Annotated in this window: 19 protein-coding genes and 5 tRNA genes; 6 read left to right on the top strand and 18 right to left on the bottom strand. The window is 39.5% G+C overall.

The genetic code is table 11. The features are described from left to right. Positions 1 to 30: 30 nt before the first annotated feature. The 4 genes from C9J38_RS00455 to C9J38_RS00440 all read right to left on the bottom strand — a co-directional run bounded on the left by C9J38_RS00455 (position 31) and on the right by C9J38_RS00440 (position 3,260). On the bottom strand, positions 31 to 276 hold the full coding sequence (locus C9J38_RS00455) for a zinc ribbon domain-containing protein (protein WP_045150963.1): 246 nt from the start codon (positions 274 to 276) through the stop codon (positions 31 to 33). Between the two features lie 409 nt (positions 277 to 685). Further along, entirely contained in the window at positions 686 to 1,561 is an 876-nt protein-coding gene (locus C9J38_RS00450; RefSeq protein ID WP_107205401.1) for a metal-dependent hydrolase, read from the bottom strand. A 78-nt stretch (positions 1,562 to 1,639) separates the two neighbouring features. Further along, the gene (locus tag C9J38_RS00445; protein ID WP_107205400.1) at positions 1,640 to 2,047 is read right to left on the bottom strand and encodes an META domain-containing protein; all 408 of its coding nucleotides are present in this window, start codon (positions 2,045 to 2,047) and stop codon (positions 1,640 to 1,642) included. Between the two features lie 196 nt (positions 2,048 to 2,243). After that, positions 2,244 to 3,260 carry an OmpA family protein gene (locus C9J38_RS00440; RefSeq protein WP_107205399.1) on the bottom strand — a complete coding sequence of 339 codons (1,017 nt, stop codon included), beginning with the start codon at positions 3,258 to 3,260 and terminating at the stop codon, positions 2,244 to 2,246. A 689-nt stretch (positions 3,261 to 3,949) separates the two neighbouring features. Between C9J38_RS00440 and C9J38_RS00435 the strand changes: the two genes are divergently transcribed. Together C9J38_RS00435 and C9J38_RS00430 are read left to right on the top strand one after the other, a co-directional pair. Then, positions 3,950 to 4,624: a winged helix-turn-helix domain-containing protein gene (locus C9J38_RS00435; protein ID WP_107205398.1), complete on the top strand. Its 675-nt coding sequence runs from the start codon at positions 3,950 to 3,952 to the stop codon at positions 4,622 to 4,624. Next, positions 4,611 to 5,048 carry a hypothetical protein gene (locus tag C9J38_RS00430; RefSeq protein ID WP_107205397.1) on the top strand — a complete coding sequence of 146 codons (438 nt, stop codon included), beginning with the start codon at positions 4,611 to 4,613 and terminating at the stop codon, positions 5,046 to 5,048. Before C9J38_RS00435 ends, C9J38_RS00430 begins: the two co-directional genes overlap by 14 nt. A gap of 38 nt (positions 5,049 to 5,086) precedes the next feature. On the opposite strand, the gene cueR is transcribed toward C9J38_RS00430, so the two are convergent. Next, entirely contained in the window at positions 5,087 to 5,482 is a 396-nt protein-coding gene (gene cueR / locus C9J38_RS00425) for a Cu(I)-responsive transcriptional regulator (RefSeq protein ID WP_107205396.1), read from the bottom strand. A 120-nt stretch (positions 5,483 to 5,602) separates the two neighbouring features. Here cueR and C9J38_RS00420 point away from each other — a divergent pair, with 120 nt between their 5' ends. Then, positions 5,603 to 8,533 (top strand): copper-translocating P-type ATPase, encoded by a 2,931-nt coding sequence (locus C9J38_RS00420; protein ID WP_107205395.1) that lies wholly within the window; start codon positions 5,603 to 5,605, stop codon positions 8,531 to 8,533. Positions 8,534 to 8,713: 180 nt separating this feature from the next. Further along, positions 8,714 to 9,601 (top strand): TraB/GumN family protein, encoded by an 888-nt coding sequence (locus C9J38_RS00415; RefSeq protein WP_107205394.1) that lies wholly within the window; start codon positions 8,714 to 8,716, stop codon positions 9,599 to 9,601. Positions 9,602 to 9,869: 268 nt separating this feature from the next. Here the strand turns inward: C9J38_RS00415 and C9J38_RS00410 are convergent. The 5 genes from C9J38_RS00410 to C9J38_RS00390 form a co-directional block, all read right to left on the bottom strand. Next, positions 9,870 to 9,946 (bottom strand) — tRNA-Pro (locus C9J38_RS00410). A gap of 41 nt (positions 9,947 to 9,987) precedes the next feature. Beyond that, positions 9,988 to 10,064, bottom strand: a tRNA-Pro gene (locus C9J38_RS00405). 181 nt (positions 10,065 to 10,245) lie between these two features. Continuing rightward, positions 10,246 to 10,322: transfer RNA gene (locus C9J38_RS00400), tRNA-Pro, on the bottom strand. Positions 10,323 to 10,502: 180 nt separating this feature from the next. Continuing rightward, a tRNA-Pro gene (locus C9J38_RS00395) sits at positions 10,503 to 10,579 on the bottom strand. A gap of 181 nt (positions 10,580 to 10,760) precedes the next feature. Further along, a tRNA-Pro gene (locus C9J38_RS00390) sits at positions 10,761 to 10,837 on the bottom strand. Between the two features lie 422 nt (positions 10,838 to 11,259). Here C9J38_RS00390 and smrA point away from each other — a divergent pair. Beyond that, positions 11,260 to 11,844: a DNA endonuclease SmrA gene (gene smrA / locus C9J38_RS00380; RefSeq protein ID WP_105060798.1), complete on the top strand. Its 585-nt coding sequence runs from the start codon at positions 11,260 to 11,262 to the stop codon at positions 11,842 to 11,844. A 52-nt stretch (positions 11,845 to 11,896) separates the two neighbouring features. On the opposite strand, the gene C9J38_RS00375 is transcribed toward smrA, so the two are convergent. From C9J38_RS00375 to C9J38_RS00355, 5 genes are all read right to left on the bottom strand, one after another. Continuing rightward, positions 11,897 to 12,511, bottom strand: a complete 615-nt coding sequence (locus tag C9J38_RS00375; protein WP_107205393.1) for a LysE family translocator — start codon at positions 12,509 to 12,511, stop codon at positions 11,897 to 11,899. A gap of 133 nt (positions 12,512 to 12,644) precedes the next feature. Beyond that, positions 12,645 to 13,562, bottom strand: coding sequence for a LysR family transcriptional regulator (locus C9J38_RS00370; RefSeq protein ID WP_107205392.1), 918 nt, complete (start codon positions 13,560 to 13,562; stop codon positions 12,645 to 12,647). Positions 13,563 to 13,586: 24 nt separating this feature from the next. Then, the gene (gene ybaK, locus C9J38_RS00365; protein ID WP_006646632.1) at positions 13,587 to 14,066 is read right to left on the bottom strand and encodes a Cys-tRNA(Pro) deacylase; all 480 of its coding nucleotides are present in this window, start codon (positions 14,064 to 14,066) and stop codon (positions 13,587 to 13,589) included. A 210-nt stretch (positions 14,067 to 14,276) separates the two neighbouring features. Then, positions 14,277 to 15,950: a bifunctional UDP-sugar hydrolase/5'-nucleotidase UshA gene (gene ushA / locus C9J38_RS00360; RefSeq protein ID WP_107205391.1), complete on the bottom strand. Its 1,674-nt coding sequence runs from the start codon at positions 15,948 to 15,950 to the stop codon at positions 14,277 to 14,279. Between the two features lie 309 nt (positions 15,951 to 16,259). Beyond that, positions 16,260 to 17,618 (bottom strand): Na+/H+ antiporter NhaC family protein, encoded by a 1,359-nt coding sequence (locus C9J38_RS00355; RefSeq protein WP_107205390.1) that lies wholly within the window; start codon positions 17,616 to 17,618, stop codon positions 16,260 to 16,262. A 300-nt stretch (positions 17,619 to 17,918) separates the two neighbouring features. Between C9J38_RS00355 and C9J38_RS00350 the strand changes: the two genes are divergently transcribed. Further along, on the top strand, positions 17,919 to 19,802 hold the full coding sequence (locus C9J38_RS00350; RefSeq protein WP_107205389.1) for a methyl-accepting chemotaxis protein: 1,884 nt from the start codon (positions 17,919 to 17,921) through the stop codon (positions 19,800 to 19,802). A gap of 90 nt (positions 19,803 to 19,892) precedes the next feature. On the opposite strand, the gene C9J38_RS00345 is transcribed toward C9J38_RS00350, so the two are convergent. The 3 genes from C9J38_RS00345 to C9J38_RS00335 form a co-directional block, all read right to left on the bottom strand. Further along, a complete protein-coding gene (locus C9J38_RS00345; protein WP_107205388.1) occupies positions 19,893 to 21,155 on the bottom strand; it encodes an HAAAP family serine/threonine permease in 1,263 nt (420 codons plus the stop codon). A gap of 309 nt (positions 21,156 to 21,464) precedes the next feature. Then, a complete protein-coding gene (gene kdsA, locus C9J38_RS00340) occupies positions 21,465 to 22,319 on the bottom strand; it encodes a 3-deoxy-8-phosphooctulonate synthase (RefSeq protein ID WP_005369997.1) in 855 nt (284 codons plus the stop codon). A gap of 15 nt (positions 22,320 to 22,334) precedes the next feature. After that, entirely contained in the window at positions 22,335 to 23,144 is an 810-nt protein-coding gene (locus C9J38_RS00335) for a SirB1 family protein (RefSeq protein ID WP_039872581.1), read from the bottom strand. Positions 23,145 to 23,149 lie beyond the last annotated feature (5 nt).

Genomic DNA, 23,149 nt, shown 5'->3' with positions numbered 1-23,149 from the left:
TTAGCGCCATTTTTTATACATTCTATCTATTTAGCGTGTCTCAGCACGCATTTCAAATTGTACCTTAACCCGAGATTTAGACTTTAACTCATTGCAATGATTACAAAAATAACTTGCAGAACCACACGCTTGTAATCTTTCTAACTGCTCATTGCAATCAGGACAAAATACATGTTTCTCAACTTGTTGTTGGCAAAAATCGCAAAAATAGCCGTGATCTTTCCAACTTAATAAGCTGCTACATTGCGGACAAATATTTTCAACGTTATCAGCCATGCTCTTCGACCTCTGTACAAAATTTACATCTTCGAATGATTATTAAGTGCGGTAATCAGAAATACAATTATCTTGCGCGTAGAACTTCATCTTCATCACAAAGAATTATCATAAATAAGTTTTTTCCATTATTCGACAATCATAAAACAATCAATTTAGATCAACACGATGATCAACATGCTTAGTGGTGATCTTCTTTTAAAACAAACCTGATCAGCTAACAGGTATCAAAAGAACATTTATCAATACACTTCCCGAAAGCATAAGTTACATGTGCTGCATTTGGATTTTAAACAGGATATAAATCCAATAAATAATATTAAAACACAATGATCATGCATTATATAAATTAGGATCTTTATCTTTATAAGCATAACTCAGAGAATAAAATCTAAATAAACGTTTAATATTACGCTTTCACACTCTTGGTATACATCACAATCTCTTGGTCTGAATTCACTTTAAAATTAACGGTAACTGATTGATATTCAGATAAAGATAAAATATGAGTTCCACCACAAGGGATCTCAATAACGCCCTCAGAGCCTAAATTACATTGCCAATAACGCGAATCTGTCAGATGATCACCTTCTCGCCTCATTACCACAGCAGTTTTTAATGCTACCCAATCACTGAGTTGCAGATTAATACGCTCAGCTACAACATTAAGTTCTGCTAGTAGATCTGCGCTGTTTAGCCCACGCTTACGTAATGTTTTACCTAAACGATACGTGTCAGTACTGAGATCGGGCGTCACTTCACTTTTTTCTTGGGCATAGCTATGAAAATCATAGAAACCAAGCTCATCTCTACGAGTCGGCTCTTTTCGCCAGAAGTCATTATGAAGAACTTTATTTAACGCTAAAGAAGATAAATGCCCCGCACTATGTCCACGACTCAAACTTTGCTGATATTCCCTATCAACAGACAATGTCACTGTATCGCCAATATCAAAGTCTATTGTTCCTGTAATAATATGAACAACAACAAACACCCATCCTTCCGTATCCCGTTTAACCGGAATGTCTTGGGCAATAAAAAGATTGTTTGTTGCTAGCTCAATAGCACCAACGACACAATTGTTAACCTGATACTGTTTATCAGCATGAATAATCATCCCTTGATCAGCAGGATGATCAGGCCAAATATGGCTAACAGGATGAAAAGGGGTCGACTGGGTAACAACATAATTTTCGTCACCTGAATGACTTATCATTAGTACAGTACTATCAAGCAACCATTGTTGTTGAGTAAATACGACTTGCGTTGGCGCGATAACAGGCATCTTCTATCCTTAGTTCTACTTATAAAAAAGCCCAGCACAATGGCTGGGCTCTACATAAAATTAAATCACATAAGACAATCAACTTGCATTAGTTTTTTCAAATACCAAAAACTTATCGCCAGCATCAACAATGAGGCTATTGTTAATCACTTCAATACTTGTCGCACTGCGTAACACATTTAGCATATTATTTTCTTGTTTAACTAACTCAGGTAAACACATTTTGCGCGTGACAAATGGAAGCGAAAAATCACCGACTGGCTCAACCTTACCTTTAAAAACATTACAACCGGTAAAACCTGTTACCTTCATGTTTGATTCAATATTTAATGATGGTCGATGCTTTGTAATACCGGGGATCTCAACTCCACCTTTTAGTTTCCAATCACCAACCATTTGTGCTGATTTTTCAAATTGCTGGTTGGAAAAGCACCCAGTTAATGAAATGGTCATTAATGCTAATAAACATAACGTTGTTTTTTTCATTATTAGTCCTTACAACATATCTTAATTCATTCTAATTAAATCGCTTACGCTTGACGTACACCGTCCTCCGCATTAAGCGCGACGAATTAAAAGTGATTTAATGAGAATGTGATTAAAAAAATAATGCCGGTGAAAATATCACCGGCATTAATTTATCTTAGTAATAAAATACTAGATAGATGTGGATCAGTCTTAATTACTTAAGGATGATCTGTACTGAACGCTGAACGTAGTTAGTATTAGTCGCAGAGTCAGTTTTAAGTGGGTTGTTGTAACCTACAGAAGAAACAGTTAGACGAGATGCGTCGATACCGTTAGCTTCTAGGTATTTAGCAACGTTTGCTGCACGCTCTGCAGAAACTTTTTCGTTAACTGCAGCAGAACCAACTTTGTCTGCACGACCAATGATTTGAGCGTTAACTTCTGGGTTAGCTTGCATAGTTGCAATAACTTCACCTAGGTTGTAACGGCCGTAGTCATTTAGCTTAGTTTGACCATTTTGGTATGGTAGAACGTAAGAAGAACGAGTTGGTACTTGAGACTCAACAGCTACTTCTTTAACTACTTCAACGTTGTTAGTAACAACCATTGGAGTTGCTGGTTGACCGAACTTGTAAGTCATACCCCAGTACGCTTGAGTTAGATCAGCGTGACCGTGTGAAGTACGTAGGTCTTGGTAGTAATCAGCACCGATTTGAGTAGATAGTGCATGAGTGATTTGGTAAGACAGACCTAGACCAACTGTTGGTGAGAAGCTGTCAGACTTCATGTGTAGCGCGTTGTTTGCAAAGTTCTTGTTATCAGCGTAGATGTATGTAGCACCTAACTTACCGAACGCAGATAGTTTTTGAGTTAGAGGTAGGTTACCTTTCACACCCAAAGTACCTAGGTGCATGTCAGCATTACCTAGATCATGCATGTAATCGTAGCTACCGTAGATACCGAAGTATTGGTTGAAGTCGTAACCAGCATCTAGTTTAACACTTGGTGCTTCACCGTTTGCAGAACCAGGGAACTTAGAAATATCGCTGTTAGATACGTAACCCATACCTAGTGCGCCACCAACCCAGAAACCAGATTGATCGTAAGAAGGAGCAGTTTGTGCAGGCGCTGTAGCTGTAGTGCTAGTAGTTGCATCAGCTGCCGTAGCAGATGTAGCAACACCTAGAGATAAAGCTGCTAGTACAGATAGAGATAGAGATTTCAATTTCATGTTTAACTCCATTGAGTAATGCTTAAACTTTTTAAGTCTGCTTTATGTAGTGCGTACTATTTTTTTAATGTGTATCGCAAAGCAGTTATTGTCAGGAACGGGGTGTATTTTGTGACGAATACGATGTTATGGCAAGTAATAAAAAATGATGTTCACAATTATTTTGTGTTTTTCACCACAAAAAAAATCGGACTTCTGAAAAATAGTTTTTTCAGAAAAAAAAGGAGATAAAGGAAAATACAAAACAATTCATCTAGAAAAAACAGTTCTAAAAAAAGATAAAAAAACCATGTAAAAAAACATAAAGCAATAAAAAACAAATAATTAAATAGTTCTTTTTTATGATTCCAGCCATCTAAAAACATTACTTTATATAGGTGTATTGAATTATCAAAAAACGTTCAAAGATTAATTTATCTGCACAATGTGGTATCTGCTACTTTTATTATCTCTTCCATAAATAAATTTTTTTGTTAGCATCAATGCTGACAAAAAAGATACTGGATTATTTTTTGTTTTTCTTTCATCCAATACATGTTACTTAAGTCTTCAATTTAGACAGAGTAACTGCTAAAAATTGCGTAGTTTATCCCGCTGCGCCAAGATACATTTAGCACTATAAATAATAACAATGATAAATACGTTAAAAGGCGACTATGGTCTTTTGTAGATAGTGAATAGGTAAATCAATGATTATATATAAGCAGGGTAAAGATAGCTTTGAACCCCAAAAAAGCGCTTATTCTACACCTGATACTACAACCAAACTCAGTGCTAGTGAGACAAAAATACTACAATACTTAATTGATAATAATGGTGAGATTATTAGCCGCGATAAATTACTGGAGATCGGTTGGCCTGATAAAGTCGTTGTACCTAACTCATTAAATGTTGCTATCGCTAATTTACGCAAAGCTTTTAAAACAAAAAATGAAATTATCATTACGATAAAAGGGGCTGGATTTACGATTGCTAAAAACACTTTTATACAGCATAAAATCCAACCAGAGCTCGTATCAGACAGTGACCATATAACGACTAGTCAAAGTGCAAACGCATCTTTAAATAAAGAAGAGAATGTAACTGCATTATTGGATAATAACGGTGAGCAGAAAAATGACACCACAGCAAAACAACCGTTATCAAAGATAGCAAAAATTGGTTGTGGTATATCCATGATTGCATTATTAGCATGGATAGGACTTTGGACCAGTAGTTGGCAAACACCACCCTGTGTATCCGTTAATAATCAGCAGATCTGTGGTAATATAGAGCTTCTTAACTTAAATGAATTGCCTAAAAACCTGCCATCGAAAGGCACTATATATATAGATTCAGCAGGTAAACTGTATGAAAAAAATTAAATACATCATCATGGCCTTAGTTGCTCTGATGTTATTTCCAATTATTAACGGTATGGGTTGCGACTTTAACTATAAATTAACCACTCCCGGCCATGAACAGTTCGGCAGTTGTAAATTTGGTCAATACACCTTAATAGACTATCCCGACCCAAAACAAGATAATGGCTATACCGTATTAAAAGGACTGTATTTTTACGCTTTTGGCAATGCGGCAATATTAATCACCAGTAATGAAGATCACACCAAGAAAATTACTGATTCTTCGATAGAGAGCTTAAACTTTGCAAATAAACGTTTTTGGTACCAGCTTTCGTTACAAAGACTGAATAAAGATGAACTTGTGATTTTCACAAAGCATCCAAAACCCAAGCTACAAGTGATCCCTTACGACGGCACACTTGCAATGACTGACAGTAATTCATAATCAGAATTAATAACAGGTGCTAATTTTCTAGCGCCTGTTTATTCTTGTTGTACTAACCCTTCCAATATCGGACAGGTTGAATTTTTATCTCCAGGACATTGCTTCGTTAATGCTTCTAGTGTTTTCTTCATCTGTAGTAATTCATTAATCTTAATATCTATCTCTTTTAACTTTTCTTCCGCCTTTTGTTTTACATCACGACTCTGACGACTTGAGTTCATTGATAACGTTAATAAATCACGGCATTCATCAAGAGAAAATCCAATCATTCGAGAACGTTTGATCAACAGTAACTCTGAAATATGGTTTTGATTATAATAACGATATCCATTAGCACCTCTAGGAGCTGGGCTTATCACACCTTTCGCTTCATAAAACCGAATAGTTTTTGCTGTTAGCCCTGTTTTTTCAGCGACTTCACTTATATTAATCATCTTTATCCTTCCACGTTTTATCTATTCTTTAAAATACACCAAACATACCTTGACCTTACAGTAACTGGAAGGTTTATTCTTACTTCATCCTTTAAATATAGTAAGGCGTAAGGGCTCAAAATGAATGCTATTACTCTCCCACTCGCGAACGTCCATTGCATGAGCTGCGTAAATAAAATACGTTCAGCTTTAGCAACATTGCCCGACTGCCAAATTATCGATATAGATACAAAGCAAATTACTGTAAATAGTGAAAGCCCACTAAAAACAATGTCTGAAAAGATCAATGCATTAGGCTATCACGTCGGTTTCCACTATCAACTTGCACTAGCTGGTTTATCATGTGGTCGATGCGTGGCTAAAGTTGAAGCCGCACTAGCAAGCCGGAATGATATTTTCAGCGCTAGTATAACGAAAGAAACAGCTGATATAACGGGCTCTCTAAGTGAGCAAACACTTACCGATATTATTACATCACTGGGTTATCAAGTAATACCTGCTTCGTCGGAATTAGAAAAAGACACACTGATGTTTACTCTATCAGGGCTTTCATGCGGAAAGTGCGTTGCCAAATTGACAGAGAAACTAAAAGCCAATGATCAGATCAAAATCCTTGCTTTAGATAAAACGCATGCAGAAATTAGAACAATACTTACTGCAGAAGATGTCATTTCCATTATTACAGAGGCTGGCTACCAAGCAACACAAACAACTATAGATGACAAATTAGCTCAACCAGTAAACACCAATGAGCAAGAGAACAAGGATGATAAAGCGCTAAATGCTCTTCTCTCATCTGAAAGTTCTCAGGTTCAACAGTTACTGTTATCAGGTATGACATGTGCCAGTTGTGTCGCCTCTGTTGAAAAAGCGATTAAGCAAGTTACAGGTGTTGATACCGTCAGTGTAAACCTTGCGGAGCGTACAGCACTTATCTCAGGTAATCCTGATATAAAAGCCGTTATTACCGCGATTACTGCAGCCGGTTATGGCGCTGAAATCAGTGAAGATGAACAAACTCGACGTCATCGTCAACAACAACAAAATACTCAAACATTCAAAACACACTTAAGAAATGCATTTATTGCACTTGGCTTAGGGGTTCCTATGATGGCTTGGGGGATCTTTGGCGGTAGTATGATGATCGACTCAACCACCAGCCAATTGGCATGGGGATTTGTTGGCTTAATCACCCTATTATTGATCGTAACTGTTGGTAAAGATTTCTATCTCAATAGTTGGAAAGCATTTAAACATCATCGCGCTACTATGGATACATTAGTTGCGCTGGGGACCGGTGCTGCTTGGCTATTTTCAATGTTAGTTGTGCTTAAACCTGATATGTTTCCAGCTGCTGCTCGCCATGTGTATTTCGAAGCAACAGCCATGATTATAGGTTTAATTACATTAGGCCATGCCCTTGAAGCTCGCGCGCGTAGTCAAACATCGAAAGCATTAGAGCGTTTAATCGATCTACAACCACAAACGGCTATCGTAGTTGAAAACGGCGTGGAAAGTGAGCGTCCACTTAATGAAATAAAAAGTGGGATGACGTTACGTCTTCGCCCTGGTGCAAAAGTCGCTGTTGACGGTGTCGTTATTGAAGGTAATACCTATATAGATGAATCCATGCTAACGGGTGAGCCTCTTGCTGTTCACAAACAGAATGGTGACAAAATCAGAGCAGGGACGATCAACCAGCAAGGAGCATTACTCTTTAAAGCTGAGCATATTGGCAGCGATACAATGCTAGCTCGAATTATCCAACTCGTTCGTCAAGCTCAAAGCAGTAAACCTGCACTTGCACGCTTAGCTGATACTATTTCAAGTATCTTTGTGCCAAGTGTCATGATCATCGCCATCATTACTGCCATGGTGTGGTACTACTTCGGTCCAGCACCGTCATCGGTTTATATGTTAGTCGCAGCGACAACCGTACTTATCATTGCTTGTCCTTGTGCATTAGGGCTCGCTACACCAATGTCAGTGACTGTAGGAGTTGGACGCGCAGCAGAGCTAGGAATTTTAATTCGTGATGCTGAAGCTATGCAGCAAGCAGCCAACATCAATACTGTTGTGTTAGATAAAACAGGTACGCTCACTGAAGGAAAGCCACAAGTGGTAAGTATTCAGAGCTATACCGCTCTTACTGAAGATCAGCTATTACAATTAACCGCTACCTTAGAACAAGGTTCGGAGCATCCTTTAGCGAACGCTATTATTGAATCAGCGAAACAAAAAGATCTGACTCTCAGTCGAGTAACAGAATTTAAAGCCATTGCAGGTATGGGTGTGTCAGGCACTATTGATACAAGCAGCGTGATACTGGGAAATGAAAAATTAATGACCCAATACAATGTTGATATCAATCAAGCCCAAACTGACTTTGATAATATCGCCTCTCAAGGTGCAACACCTGTTTACTTAGCGAAAAATAACCAACTTATCGGAATTATTGGCATTAGCGATCCTCTACGTAGTGACTCATTAAGTGCGGTTAAACGAATGCAAAAAATGGGTCTGACTGTTGTGATGCTAACGGGAGACAGTTTTAAAACAGCACAAGTTATCGCGACTAAATTAGGCATTACGGATGTAGTTGCTGATGTGCTACCCGATGGTAAAGCGGAACAAATAAAACAGCTTCAACAACAAGGTAATCGAGTTGCCATGGTCGGTGATGGTATCAACGATGCTCCGGCTCTTGCATTGGCAGAAGTCGGTATTGCGATGGGAAGTGGTACTGATGTTGCAATAGAAAGTGCGCAGTTTACATTAATGCGTCACTCTCTTCATGGAGTGGTTGATGCATTAGAGTTATCTAAAGCAACTTTGCGAAATATGAAAGAAAACCTATTTGGTGCTTTTATTTACAATAGCTTAGGTATTCCTGTTGCTGCAGGTGTATTGTACCCACTCACGGGGGCATTACTCAGCCCAGTCATTGCGGGGGCTGCCATGGCGTTATCATCCATAACGGTAGTTACCAATGCCAATCGACTTCGCTTATTTAAACCTAGCTACCAAGCTAAATCAGCACAGGAGAAATAGTATGTGCTTGTTATTAGGCATTGCTGCTATTGCATTAATTATTTGGTGGTTCTGGCTTCACCCTAGCCTTAGTTAACCAAACTAATACCAAAGGCTACTCTCAGTAGCCTTTTTTATTACTAATCAGGAATATTTTGTTATAACTAAGAAAACGTATAATTTCTTATTTTAAGGCGATGAATGTTTAGATCTTTACTTTCAAAAATTCTGGTGCTGCTGCCATTTATTTCTCATCATGCATTCGCAGAGCCCATTGTTTGGAAAATTTATGACACGCAACGCCAGTTCTATGTATTAGGTTCAATACATGCGGGTGAGAAAGACATGTTTCCATTACCAAAGGCTTTTTTAACGCAATGGAAACATGCTGATGCATTAATTGTTGAAGCCAATATACTCACTCAATCAACATCGACCATAGAACAATACCAGCCACCATTAACCCAAGACAAACTCAATTCCGAACAACTCCAAACGCTTCAAATAATCACAACATCACTACAACTTCCTTATGAACACCTTATTGCTCAGCCACCATGGTTGACAGCAACTTATCTCCAGCTTGCACTCGCTAAGCAACAAAATCTATCGACCGATCAGGGTATCGATTATGTGTTATTGAAAAGAGCGCAGCAGCAAAATCTACCAATTAAGGCATTTGAAACGGTTGAGCATCAATTAAACCTGCTTCAAAACTTACCTGAAAATGGCACTAACATGTTGTTAGAGACCATCAATAACTGGCAACAAACAGAGCAAGCACTGAAATGTTTAGTTAATGTATGGAAACAAGGCGACAGTAAAAAATTTACCGAACTATTCAACGATACCCAATTTGATCCAGAAACCAACGATGCCTTAATTTTTTCTCGGAATCGTCAATGGACAAAAATACTCAGTGAATCAGAAGATTATCAATCTGGACGGTTTATGGTTGTTGTCGGCGCATTTCATTTAATCGGAGAGCAAGGACTTCCCGCTTTGATGGAGAAAGAAGGATTTACTGTTGAAAGGATCACCAAAGGTGTTACGGCACAGTGTGATGGATGGGAAAAGCTAACGTCATAAATACCAACACATGGCTGTGTAAAAACACTTTAAATCGTATTATTTACTCACAGGGTTTATAAACATCAGATGTAAAAAAGCCCCGTTTTTCAACGAGGCTTTTTATAAGTGGTCGGTGAAGAGCAGGTTTTTAATAGATCAGGAACCCCCGACCCTCTGGTCCGCCATTTACCTAGAGCTGTGATGCTCTACCAAACATGCTATTCAACAAAATATGAAAGACATCTGATGCAAAAAAGCCCCGTCTTTCGACGAGGCTTCTAATAAGTGGTCGGTGAAGAGGGATTCGAACCCCCGACCCTCTGGTCCCAAACCAGATGCGCTACCAAACTGCGCTATTCACCGACTGTAAATAATGGCTTTATTAAACCACTATTTTTAAATAGTGGTCGGTGAAGAGGGATTCGAACCCCCGACCCTCTGGTCCCAAACCAGATGCGCTACCAAACTGCGCTATTCACCGACTGTAAATAATGGTTATATTAAACCACTACTTTTAAATTGTGGTCAGTGAAGAGCTGAGTCTATATAGAGAAGGAATCTCCGACCCTCTGGTCCGCTATTTCCAAAAACAGGATGCTTACCAAGCTACGTCATTCACCGACTGTAAATAATGGTTATATTAAACCACTATTTTTAAATAGTGGTCGGTGAAGAGGGATTCGAACCCCCGACCCTCTGGTCCCAAACCAGATGCGCTACCAAACTGCGCTATTCACCGACTGAAATAATGGTTGATTACAACCACTACTTTTAATAGTGGTCGGTGAAGAGCTGAGTCTATATAGAGAAGGAATCTCCGACCCTCTGGTCCGCTATTTCCAAAAATAGGATGCTTACCAAGCTACGTCATTCACCGACTGTAAATAATGGTTTTATCGAAACCACTACCTTTTAATAGTGGTCGGTGAAGAGGGATTCGAACCCCCGACCCTCTGGTCCCAAACCAGATGCGCTACCAAACTGCGCTATTCACCGACTGTAAATAATGGTTTATTAAACCACTACTTTTAAATTGTGGTCAGTGAAGAGCTGAGTCTATATAGAGAAGGAATCTCCGACCCTCTGGTCCGCTATTTCCAAAAACAGGATGCTTACCAAGCTACGTCATTCACCGACTGTAAATAATGGTTATATTAAACCACTACTTTTAAAATAGTGGTCGGTGAAGAGGGATTCGAACCCCCGACCCTCTGGTCCCAAACCAGATGCGCTACCAAACTGCGCTATTCACCGACAAATTCAACAACGCTCTGCGTCGTCGAGGTCGCTTATAATACTCGCCAAATTGATTTTAGCAACCCCTATACGGTATTTTTTTTTGTAACGAATTTTTTTGCTCATCAAGCAACCAAATTTGTGCATTCTCGGTAACTTAAGTGCTCTCAAACGCACAAATAACCACAACAATGAAACAGCCTTTTTACTCCTGTTCTAGATCATAACAACAGGCAATACACATGGCTTAAATAACCACCATCATATCTAAATGTTAGGGCTATAATATGGACATTTGATTAGAGCGTTTATTTGGAAATAATATAGGACTTGCTTCTATACTTGTTATTTTTTCATTTTCTTACCTTTCACCATCAACTAGGCAAGATTTTATTACACTTGTATAATCAATAGCATCGGTTACTTAAAGTGAAAGTCCTATGCCAGATAATAATGAATTAGACCTTTTTAAAGAAATGATGGCCGATGTTGCGCCAATCAAACAAGATACTGTGACCATTTCACAAAAATATCAGGTATCAGAGTCTCAACTAGCTCGTCGAATTGCAGCTCAAAGTCTCGCTGAAAGTGATTCTGAATACTTATCATTAGATAATGCCAAAATGGTAAAACCTGATGATATGATTGAATTTAAACGAGATGGTGTACAAGAAGCTGTATTTAGAAAAATGCGTCAAGGTAAGTACGATATTCACGGCCGTTTAGATCTTCATAAAAAGTCATTACAACAAGCCCGTGATGAAATATTAGCATTTCTAAAGCAATCACAACGTTTAGATATTCGCACCGTTATGATAGTTCATGGCAAAGGTGAGCGTGCTAATCCACCAGCATTAATGAAAAGCTATGTCACAACATGGCTAGAGCAAATATCTGATGTGCTTTGCTTTCACTCGGCGCAACGGCAACATGGTGGCACTGGTGCGCTATATGTCATGCTAAAGAAAAGCCCTGAGAAAAAAGCTGAAACACGTGAACGACATCTAAATCGTCGCAGTGAATAATTCAAAGACCATAAAGAGCGGTTTTGCCGCTCTTTTCTTTTAGACTTTACAATCATACTAGCCAGAGTACACGACAAGCCAGTCCAATAAGCACTACACCAGATAGACGATCAATCAGTACAGCGCGGGATCTTAACGTTTGTAATACTCGAGGGTATGACAAGACACAAGCAACTAAGGTGTACCATAATCCATCGACTAATAGTGGTGTCGCCACAATAACAATTTTACTTCCAGTTTCTGTACCCAACGCAACAAACTGACTAAATAGAGCCAAAAAATATAACGCTAATTTAGGGTTTAATAATGAGATCATTAAACCATCTCTTGCCGCATGAAGAAGGGAAGAAGGCTTTCCTGCTGCGAGTTTTTCTGCAACGCCGCCTTTAGAACGCAACGCATTAACGCCTAAATAGGCTAAGTAGCCAGCTCCTGCATAGCTAATCAGATTAAAGACTGTTGGTGATTGTTTTAAAACAACCGCAAGCCCTAATAATGTTAATAATGCGTATAAACCTACCCCACAAGCATGAGACCAAGCCGTTACTAAGCCATGTTTACGCCCACCGGTTAAGCTATGCTTAGCAACAACAGCAAGACTCGGTCCTGGTGACATCGCCCCTAAAATACAAATTAATAATAATGATAGCCAAATACTGATGGTCATGATGTTCTCCTTACATTGGTAGAAAAAATACCAAGTAAGCGTTATAAGAAGAAATCAAAAGAAATCATTACGGTCATGATAAAAAATCATTACCTTTCGGTGTCGTAAAAACACATCATTGTTCGTTAATGATTTATTGCCCCATTGAATACAAAGAGTTCTTCATTAACGTTAGCACATGCTCTCGCAACCATTGATGGGATAATTCGTTGTTATATTTAGGGTGCCATAGCAGCCAATACTGATTCAGCACACTTGGAAATGGTAATGGCTTATAAACAATATTATAGAAATCTTGCATCGTAACAGCTATATGTTCTGGAATAACAAGAAACATTTCTGTACGAGATACAATACTTAAAGCAGATCCGAAAAATGGCACTGTTGTTTGAATATGTCGCCGATAACCTAAAGTACGTAACTCCACATCAACGAAACTGTCTTTATCTCCACCACCGTTAACAGAAATATGATTGTAGGCAACAAAGTCTTGTACCGTTAAATCTAACTTTGTATTTGCTAATGGATGCGTTGTACTCATCACGCACACTGCACGATCAGATCCAATCTGTATCCCAGATAATCCGGTAGGTATCTTTGGGGCCATAGTCGAGACTAATTGAATATCAAGATCGGCTAATTGATCAGTATAACTTGGTGACCATAGCTGATAGCTCACATCAAGCAAAGGCGCGTGCAATGTTAATAACTCGACGATATCAGGAAAGATATATTGCGCGACATAATCAGAAGATGACAAGACTATTTTCCCGCGCCAGTGATGCGGCGAGAACTGTTCTGGTTCAAATACCAAATCGCAATCGGTAAGCAATGACGTAATTTTATCTTGTAGTGAAAGTGCGCGAGGGGTCGGTAATAACCGGTTTCCCTCACGCACAAACAAAGGATCAGAAAAAATTTCACGTAATTGTGTCAGTTGCCGACTTACTGCAGACTGCGTAATGTGTAAACGCTCAGCCGTACGTGTTACATGGCACTCATCCAATAAGACATGTAATGTTCGAAGTAAGTTTAAATTAGGTACTGACACACTCTTTGCTCTCTATCCTTGGTATTAGTCTTCCTTGCCAATCGGGGCAAATTTACCGCCAGTCAAACTAACTAAATCTTTTGCCGCAAGTTCTATTTCTAAGCCGCGACGACCTGCACTAACACAAATAGTATCAAACGTTTCTGCGCTGCTATCAACAAAGGTTGGCAGCCGTTTTTTTTGTCCTAACGGGCTAATACCACCCACTATGTACCCTGTTACTTTTTCCGCAAGCTTTGGATCGGCCATTTCAGCCTTCTTACCGCCCGCAGCTTTAGCTGCTGCTTTTAAATCTAACATGCCAGATACAGGAACGACGGCAACCGCTAAATTTTTAGGATCGCCATTTAATGCAAATAATAAGGTTTTAAATACGCGATTAGGATCTAGCCCTAAGACTTCTGCCGCTTCATGACCAAAATTATTATTGGCTGGATCATGTTCATATTGATGCACTTGATACGAAATTTTTTGTTTCTTTGCTAATTGAATCGCTGGAGTCATTATTTTTCACTCTATTTTTCATTCAAACAGCTGTGGTTAATTCCCCCTATTGCTCAAAAGCAACTAAAGAAATTAAGAACATCTGTTTACCTGTAATGATTATATCGTGAGTTGACAGTTTTCGGCTATATCCATCAAAAGAAGGATTTTAAATACAAAAAAGCGCATCGAATAAAAATATAAGATGCGCTTTCGAGCAATTAATATTGCTTATTTATAAACAATTTCACCTTTCGGCGCGAATTTGTTTACATCAATGGGTGAATTCGTTTCCAAGTATTGCTTTAATACTTCCGCGTCAACAAACCCCGTATTTACATGGCCTGCATGATCATTGATCTTCGGATAGCCGTCACCACCAGCTGCGTTGTAGCTTGGTACAGTGAAACGGTAAGTCTTTTTCAGATCTAACGGCTTACCAGCTAACTTAACATCACTTACTTTGCCATTTTCAACCGTCATTGAAATACCGTAGAACTGCGCATAAGCACCAGAATCTATCGGCTTAGTGGCAACAATATTCAGATAATCTAAAACTTCTTTACCTGACATATCGGTGTACGTCACGATATTGCCAAAAGGTTGAACGGTGAGTACATCTTTATAAGTAATATCGCCGCCTTCAATTGAGTCACGAACACCACCAGAGTTCATTACAGCAAAGTCCGCTTTAGCACGTTGCATGTGTGACGCAGCAATAAGACGACCTAAGTTTGTTTGCTCAAATCGAACCACATTACGATCGCCTTCTAGCTTGCCATTCGACTTGGCAATCTTAACGTTTAACTGCTCTTGTCCATGCTCTTGGTAAGGCTTAAGGAAGTTATACACTTCTTGGTTTTTTACAATTTCATCTTGAATAAAGACACGCTTGCTTGAGCCATCATCTAGCTTAACTTTTTTCTTCAAGTTAACGGGGATCAAATCGTAACTAACCAGTGAAAGCTCACCGTTCTGAAATTCAAAGTCAGCACGACCTACATACTTACCCCACTCGTGGGCTTGGACAATCCATGTACCATTTTGCTGATCAGGTACACACTCGTCACCCGGTTTAAAATCTTTCTTCGCAACATTTGGGCCTTCCATACAGACAGGCTCTTGCGAGTGACCACCGACGATCATATCGAGATCGCCATCATCTAAATAACGTGCAAGCGCAACATCACCCGGAGCATTAATACCACGATGACCATCTTCATAGTGACCCATATGAGTTGCCGCAATGATCACATCAGGCTTTTCTGTTTTTTCTAGCTCAGCAATCACTTTTTTGGCTTCAGATTTTGGATCGCGAAACTCTACATTGCCGATAAATTCAGGATTACCAATTTTAGCCGTATCTTCTGTCGTCAAACCAATGACGGCAATCTTGATCCCTTGCTTTTCAAAAATTTGGTAAGGCTGAAATAAGCGCTCACCTGTTGTCTTATCGTAAATATTAGCCGACAACATTGGGAAATTCGCCCACTCTTCTTGCTTACGTAGTACATCTAATGGGTTATCAAATTCATGATTTCCTAATGCCATTGCATCATAGCCAAGCAGATTCATTCCTTTAAAATCAGGTTCTGCATCTTGTAGATCTGATTCAGGAACACCCGTGTTAATGTCACCGCCAGAAAGTAATAAGCTAGTACCACCTTGTTCTTCTACTTCTGCGCGGATTTCATCAATCAATGTCTTGCGGGCAGCCATACCGTACTCACCATTCTGGTTATGCCAGAAACGACCATGGTTATCGTTGGTATGAAGAATCGTGATTCTATAAGTTGTATCAGCATCCCATGCTGATGAGGCTTTTTCCGCTGTCGTTGCACAACCTGAAAGAACGGCAACGAGAGCGGCGCTTAATGCTGTTTTAGCAAATAGGCGTTGCTTCATGGTATCCACCTTAACTGTATTTTTAATGGCGACTTCAAACGAAGATAATATTCGTAAAACTGGAAAAATTAATTAGTCACATTTTCACCACAAAAAAATGTCGGTAAAAGTGAAACAATGTGACCAATATCGCCAGTGTAACGAAATAAATACGTATGAATTTTCCATTTTAAATTTTTGTTAACAGGATCACTTTTCGTCTTTTAAAACTCTTGTTTATGTCACACCCAAGCACAAAAAAGCCCAGTAAATACTGGGCTTTTTTCAAACAGTTATGCTCAACACTACTTTATAGTGATAGATATCACATTATACTTTCGCCAATTTTCGACTAGGGTGTTTCAACATAATCGCAACAATGGCAGAAAGAGCTAAGAAGAAACAGTAATAAGAGTGCGCAACAACATCTAATGGTGATAACTCAAAAACAGAACCAAGGAGTAACGCTTGCGCTCCGTATGGTAAAACACCTTGAATTACACACGAGAAAATATCGAGTAAACTCGCGGAACGACGTGGTGTAACCCCATTTTCATCAGCCAGTTCACGTGCAACACCGCCTGATACAATAATCGCAACAGTATTATTTGCCGTACATAAGTTAGTCAAGCTCACAAGACTAGCAATACCAAACTCACTCGCCCGTAAATTTTCAGATGACTGATGTTTTTTGCTAAATACATTAATCACACGACTGATACTTTGAGTTAAGAAAGCGAGTCCACCTTGTTGGCGCATTAATTCACTAATACCACCAATCAACATAGAGAGCAGGAAGATTTCCTGCATATTGCTAAAACCACCATAAATATCTTTGCCAAAACTGGTAAAACTATAATCAGCAGCAGATGTTAGACCGACACCACCAGCCAGTAAAATACCGACAGATAGAACAACAAACACATTAACCCCAGAGACTGCGAGCACCAAGATAGTGATATAAGGAATGACTTTTAACCACTCAATAGGTGCTGTTTCAGGCAATTGTGTAACCGAGCTATTAAACGCAAATAATAAAATAGCGGCAATTGCAGCAGGTAAGGCGATTTTAATGTTTTCACGGAATTTATCTTTCATCTGACAGCCTTGTGATCGCGTTGCTGCGATTGTGGTATCAGAAATAATTGAAAGATTATCACCAAACATTGCCCCACTAAGAACCACACCAGCAGTTAATGCGACATCCATACCAGACGCATGCGCAATGCCTAATGCGACGGGGGCTACTGCTGCAATCGTCCCCATAGATGTTCCCATTGCAGTAGCAATAAAAGCAGAGATCACAAAGATACCGGGTAAAATCATGCTTGCAGGAATAAGTGATAAACCAAGGTTAACCGTTGCATCGACCCCACCCGACGCTTTAGCAACAGAAGCAAAAGCGCCTGCCAATAGGTAAATCATACACATTGCGATAATGTCACTATGACCCACACCGCGGATAAATTGCTCTATCGCTTTATTCAGTTTTTCTTTACTTAATAAAATCGCAACAACAACAGCAGGCAAAGCTGCGACAGGTGAAGGTAATTGATAAAAAGCAAAATCAACCCCTTGCATCGTAAGGTAAGTACCTACACCAATGAATAAAGCTAAAAAAATACCCAAGGGTAAGAGTGCTAATGCAGAAGGTGAAATGGTTTGATTTTTTTTATCTATATTTGGCATGGCGACGACTAAAGTTCTATTTATACATTCATTCCAAGACTAAAGGGATGCGCTCACAGTGTCAACATCTAGACGTCTAAACATCCAAAAGATATGTAACTAAATTACATATTCAGTCAAGTTCAGTTTATTTCTTGTGTTTTATGACAAGAAAAACGCTTATTTTGTAGTAAAAGCACAAAAAATGGAACGGTCATCACTCAATTCAGTAACACTAATAACAATTCCATTATTTAAGGTGCATCAATGATAAACAACCGCTAAAATCTGCTAACATTTACTGGATTTTAGGGATATATAATGCAGTTAACATTAAAACAAAAACTTATTGTCGCGAGTTTATCGGCAGTTTTAGTGATGGCGACTGCACTCACTTGGCTCTCTGCTAATCAAATTGATACTCAAGCTAAACGTGATCTTTACGCTCGAGCAAGTAGCCTAACCGAGGCTGTTAGCAGCAGTGTGGGTGACTGGGTAAATATTCGTACCAATATTATTGACTCAGTAACAATTAACAATCCTGACATTGCTACGATCCCCTCTTTAAAGCAAGCCCGTTTAGCGGGTCAATTTGAAGATATTTACTTCGGCAGCACCGCAGGTATCGCCACTAGCTCTTTTGCTGAACGTGATTTATCTCAGGTAGATCCACGTACCCGTCCTTGGTACCAACAAGCACAAAAAGCGAATGAAACCATCATATCGTCACCGTATATGGACACCTTAACTAAAGCTAAAATGGTGACCATCGCCAAACCTGTTTATGATAATTCCACTTTTATCGGTGTTATCGGCGCTGATATATTGATCACCCAATTAATCGACGACATCGTCAATTTGAATGTTGGTCAAAATGCATTTGCTATGTTGATCAATAAAAAAGACGCCACATTTATCGCTCACCCCGATCAGCAGCTATTGCTACAACCTATTTCACGTTATAGCAACGCGCTTTCTATTAATTATATTGAGCAGCAAATTCATAATAATGCACTGACTAACCTGACCATTAACGATCAGCCTAAACTACTTTATTTTGCTAACATCCCTCATACTGACTGGATATTAGCACTCAACATGGATAAAAAAACCGAGGAAGCCAGCCATAAAGCATTGCTTTATAAGCTCCTTCTTACCGCTGCGGTTATTGCACTGTTAGTCATTACTACAGTGGCATGGTTAGTTAACTTCTTGTTCCGCGATTTAGATCGCGTATCAAACGCGCTGGCAGAAATCGCCAGTGGTGAAGGCGATCTAACTCAACGTATTGAGCCAAAGAGCAATGATGAAGTGGGCCAACTCGCCAATAACTTCAACCAGTTTGTTGGCAACATGCATCAAATGGTGGCACGTTTAAACCATGTATCTCAATCTCTCAGTCAACAGTCACATTTAACGGCAACCCAAGCAGAAGAACGTAGTACCCGTATCCAGCATCAACAAGATGAAATCAATATGGTCGCAACTGCTATTAACGAAATGGCAGCGGCAACCAAAGAAATTGCCTCTAACGCTGAGAATACAGCACGAACAGCAGAAGAAACTGTGATGGCATCTAATCATGGTGCTACTCAGGTCAATCAAAGCCAACAATCTATTTCTAGTTTGGCGCAAGAAGTTGAAACGGCAACGACAGTGATTAGCGATCTTAATAGCCATGCCCAAAGTATCAATACGATTCTTTCAACTATCCAAGGCATTGCAGAGCAAACTAACTTGCTGGCATTAAACGCCGCGATTGAAGCTGCACGTGCTGGCGAACAAGGTCGTGGATTTGCGGTTGTTGCAGATGAAGTACGAGTATTAAGTCAACGTACCCATGCCTCGACCCAAGAAATTCAGCAAATGATTGAAACGCTACAACAAACCACAGGGCAAGCGGTTGGGATAATGGAAGATAGTCGTCACCTATCTGAAACCAGTGTTGATGATGCAAGCTCTGCTTCTGCTAGTTTGGCGCAAATTACCAATGCTGTTAATAACATCAATGATATGGCAACCCAAATAGCCTCTGCTGCCGAAGAGCAATCATCAGTGACATCAGAGATCACGCGCAATACCGAAGGGATCCGTGATGTCTCAAACGAGTTGGCTGTTGAAGCTAATGAAGCCGCAAAACAAGCCGCTGAATTATCAGAGCTCTCTTATGAACTGCAGCAAGAAATCAACCGCTTTAAATTATAAAGCCTGATACTGCTAAATAAACAAAAAGGCTTGCGTATAACGCAAGCCTTTATTTTAGAAACCAATTTAAACCAGCTATCAAGTAAATGTTTACACTAAGCTAAAAATAATCGCCGCGACTGCTAAACATCCCATCAATAAAATAAACCAAGTACTGATTTTACCTCGGTACATTTTCAGACTTTCAATTCGATATACCGCAAGCATTGGCATAATAAAAAGTATCATCGCAATCACAGGGCCTGATAACGCTTCCATCATCCCTAAAATACTTGGGTTCATAACAGCAGCAAACCAAATAGAGAAGAACATGATCACTACCCCAACCTTGTCGATGGTTTTTAATGGCAGTGATGTTTGTTTCGCTACAATGCCATTGAAGCTTTCACGTGCGCCCATAAAGTGCCCTAAAAACGATGACGTAATTGCAATAAAAGCAATTAAAGGGCCTAGCAACATAATAAAGTGACTGTCTTTAACGTTCGCTAAATAAGATAACACTGACACGTTATCCATTTTTGCATGCTGTAACTGCTCAGGGGATAAACTTAGCACGCAAGAGAACACAAAGAACAAAACAAAAGTAATCAACATCATTGAGGTACGCTTTAAGATTGTTTCTGATTTTCGATGTGCATGATCGCCATACTGACGACGTTGAGCATTCACAAAGCCAGAAACGACAGGCGTATAACTAAAAGCAAAAACAACAACTGGTATTGATAACCATAACGATGAGCTAAATTCAGTAATACTTTGAGAGAAGTTAAGATTAGGTACATGCCAGCTTGGGATCAGGTAAATAGAAATGCCCGTCAGAATAAATGCCAGTGGGTAGACAATCACTTCAAACGCTTTAAGCATCGCTTTTTCACCCGCAAGCATCACAGTGATCATCAAGAAGACTAATCCGCCTGATAACAACACCCGTGACGGCGCTTGCCAACCTAATTGATGGACAATAAAACTATCAACGGTATTGGTTAGGCCGACACCATAAATGAGTAAAATAGGAAAGATAGAAAGAAAATACAGGACTGAAATTAAGCGTCCGTAACGGGAACCAAAATGCTCTTCAACTACATCGGTAAAATCAGCGTCAGAAGATGATGATGATAAAACAAAACGCGCTAATCCACGATGAGCCCAAAATGTCATAGGTCCTGCTAATAATGCCATTATAACCAGTGACCAGAATCCACCTGAGCCAATATTGATAGGTAAAAATAAAATACCCGCCCCGACCGATGTGCCAAACAAACTTAACATCCAACGGGTGTCATGCTGTGTCCATTTAGAAGGATGTGCTGTGCTCTCTTTTTCGGGGTGCGCTTGGATTGTTGTTAATGACACAAGTAACTCTCTAACCAAATAAAATCGGCTATAAGTATGAAACTACGATCTTTAAGTTTCAAAACAAGCGAGACACATATCACACTGGATAACTAATACCCAATAAGCATGAGAACTGCAATACTAACAAATAACAATATATAACTTCACATATCACTTAAAAAATAAGAATTAAATATCGTTTTTGTGGATTTATTAACTTTTCATATATTGAATATTTATCACACAAAATAATCATTCAGTTCGTTATCGGCAATAAAAAAGCCCAGTGATTTATACTCTCTGGGCTTTAAAATCTAAATGAAAGACTTAGTTCACTTCAATTGGAGCAAAGCTCTTAATCAAATCATCAAGCTGTTTAATTTGTGCTAAAAACGGTTCTAGCTTATCGAGTGGGAATGCTGATGGACCATCACAAAGCGCGAGATCTGGCGTTGGGTGTGCTTCCATAAATAGGCCCGCAATACCCGTTGCAATACCAGAGCGAGCTAGATCAACGGTTTGCTCACGACGACCACCAGAAGCCGCACCTAGTGGATCACGACACTGCAGCGCATGTGTCACATCAAAGATGATTGGGCTACCCTTTGATGCTTTTTTCATTACATCAAAACCAAGCATATCAACCACTAAGTTATCGTAACCGTGCAATACACCACGCTCACATAAGATCACATTGTGATTATCACACTCAGCGAATTTCTCAACAATGTTACCGACTTGACCAGGGCTCATGAACTGTGGTTTTTTCACATTAATCACAGCGCCTGTTTTTGCCATTGCTTCAACAAGATCAGTTTGACGAGCCAGAAACGCTGGAAGCTGAATCACATCAACCACATCAGCAACAGGTTGTGCCTGCTCTTTCTCGTGAATATCAGTGATAATTTTCACACCAAACGTATCTTTTAGCTCTTGAAAGATTTTTAAACCTTCTTCCATACCAGGACCACGGTATGAATGAACAGATGAACGGTTAGCTTTATCAAAAGAAGCTTTAAATACGTAAGGAATACCTAATTTCTCAGTGACCTTCACGTAGTGCTCACACATTTGCATCGCTAAGTCGCGAGACTCAAGCACATTCATGCCACCAAATAAAACAAATGGCTTATCATTTGCAACATCAATATCGCCAATGCGAACAGTTTTTTGTTCCATCATATTTGTTGTTCTCTTCTAGTGTAGAATCAGAGGCTCATCAAAGAGCGTCTCTACTTGAGTTTTAAGTAAATCAGCGGCTGGATCTTCTGGGCATTGCTCAATAAAGTATGAGTAATCCATCGCTGCAGCGTGATTACAGTCAAGCTGTTGATAAATATAGCCTCGGTCACGGATCTCATGGGGATCGCCTGGGCTAAATACCAGCGCAAGATCACTACAACGTAAAGCATCCGTAAAATGCTCTTCACGAAGAAGTGCACTTTTCATAACCGTTAACCAACGCGTTAAAATTTCATGATTCTGCTGCGTTTTAAGGTATTCAGGTTTAAGTTCAGTAAATGGACCACGGTGACCAATCAACCAGCTACGTAATATATGCGTGCTAACAAACTCACCATCAAACGGATTAATATACTGAACATCGCTTTCAGACCATGTCGCTTTTAATAGAAACTGGGTCGGAAAGCCTACGCTTTCAATCGGCAGATCAAGGTGCTGAGATAAATAAAGAAATAAAGCACCAAGGCTTACAGGGATCCCCTTTCGACGCTCCAGTACTTTATCTAAGAATGCATTATCTGACGAAAAGTATTGTTGGTGATCGCCTTGAAATCCCCACTCTCGATAAAAAAGGCGTAACAGCCCCTCTAACCGTAAACGAGGATTAACTTCTTCCATTAATGTTTGCTCAGCTTCCTGCGCTAATTGAGATAACTTTAACTCCACCCACTGGGTTGGAAATTCAGGCACGATGTCCTTCATCATATCAATAGCACCATAAACTAATGGCCGCGAATTTAATTCGTCTTCATTAAACAGCATCATGATAT

Origin of the sequence: Photobacterium sp. GB-210 (assembly GCF_003026075.1) — a bacterium.
Classification (GTDB): Bacteria; Pseudomonadota; Gammaproteobacteria; order Enterobacterales; family Vibrionaceae; genus Photobacterium.
This window is presented reverse-complemented; position numbering and strand designations above follow the sequence as displayed.

Coding starts and splice junctions, on each gene's coding strand:
- C9J38_RS00435 (WP_107205398.1), top strand. CDS start 3,950: ATGATTATATATAAGCAGGGTAAAGATAGCTTTGAACCCCAAAAAAGC.
- C9J38_RS00420 (WP_107205395.1), top strand. CDS start 5,603: ATGAATGCTATTACTCTCCCACTCGCGAACGTCCATTGCATGAGCTGC.
- C9J38_RS00355 (WP_107205390.1), bottom strand. CDS start 17,618: ATGCCAAATATAGATAAAAAAAATCAAACCATTTCACCTTCTGCATTA.
- C9J38_RS00455 (WP_045150963.1), bottom strand. CDS start 276: ATGGCTGATAACGTTGAAAATATTTGTCCGCAATGTAGCAGCTTATTA.
- C9J38_RS00450 (WP_107205401.1), bottom strand. CDS start 1,561: ATGCCTGTTATCGCGCCAACGCAAGTCGTATTTACTCAACAACAATGG.
- kdsA (WP_005369997.1), bottom strand. CDS start 22,319: ATGATGGAACAAAAAACTGTTCGCATTGGCGATATTGATGTTGCAAAT.
- smrA (WP_105060798.1), top strand. CDS start 11,260: ATGCCAGATAATAATGAATTAGACCTTTTTAAAGAAATGATGGCCGAT.
- C9J38_RS00375 (WP_107205393.1), bottom strand. CDS start 12,511: ATGACCATCAGTATTTGGCTATCATTATTATTAATTTGTATTTTAGGG.
- C9J38_RS00335 (WP_039872581.1), bottom strand. CDS start 23,144: ATGATGCTGTTTAATGAAGACGAATTAAATTCGCGGCCATTAGTTTAT.
- C9J38_RS00350 (WP_107205389.1), top strand. CDS start 17,919: ATGCAGTTAACATTAAAACAAAAACTTATTGTCGCGAGTTTATCGGCA.
- C9J38_RS00445 (WP_107205400.1), bottom strand. CDS start 2,047: ATGAAAAAAACAACGTTATGTTTATTAGCATTAATGACCATTTCATTA.
- C9J38_RS00430 (WP_107205397.1), top strand. CDS start 4,611: ATGAAAAAAATTAAATACATCATCATGGCCTTAGTTGCTCTGATGTTA.
- ybaK (WP_006646632.1), bottom strand. CDS start 14,066: ATGACTCCAGCGATTCAATTAGCAAAGAAACAAAAAATTTCGTATCAA.
- C9J38_RS00440 (WP_107205399.1), bottom strand. CDS start 3,260: ATGAAATTGAAATCTCTATCTCTATCTGTACTAGCAGCTTTATCTCTA.
- ushA (WP_107205391.1), bottom strand. CDS start 15,950: ATGAAGCAACGCCTATTTGCTAAAACAGCATTAAGCGCCGCTCTCGTT.
- cueR (WP_107205396.1), bottom strand. CDS start 5,482: ATGATTAATATAAGTGAAGTCGCTGAAAAAACAGGGCTAACAGCAAAA.
- C9J38_RS00415 (WP_107205394.1), top strand. CDS start 8,714: ATGTTTAGATCTTTACTTTCAAAAATTCTGGTGCTGCTGCCATTTATT.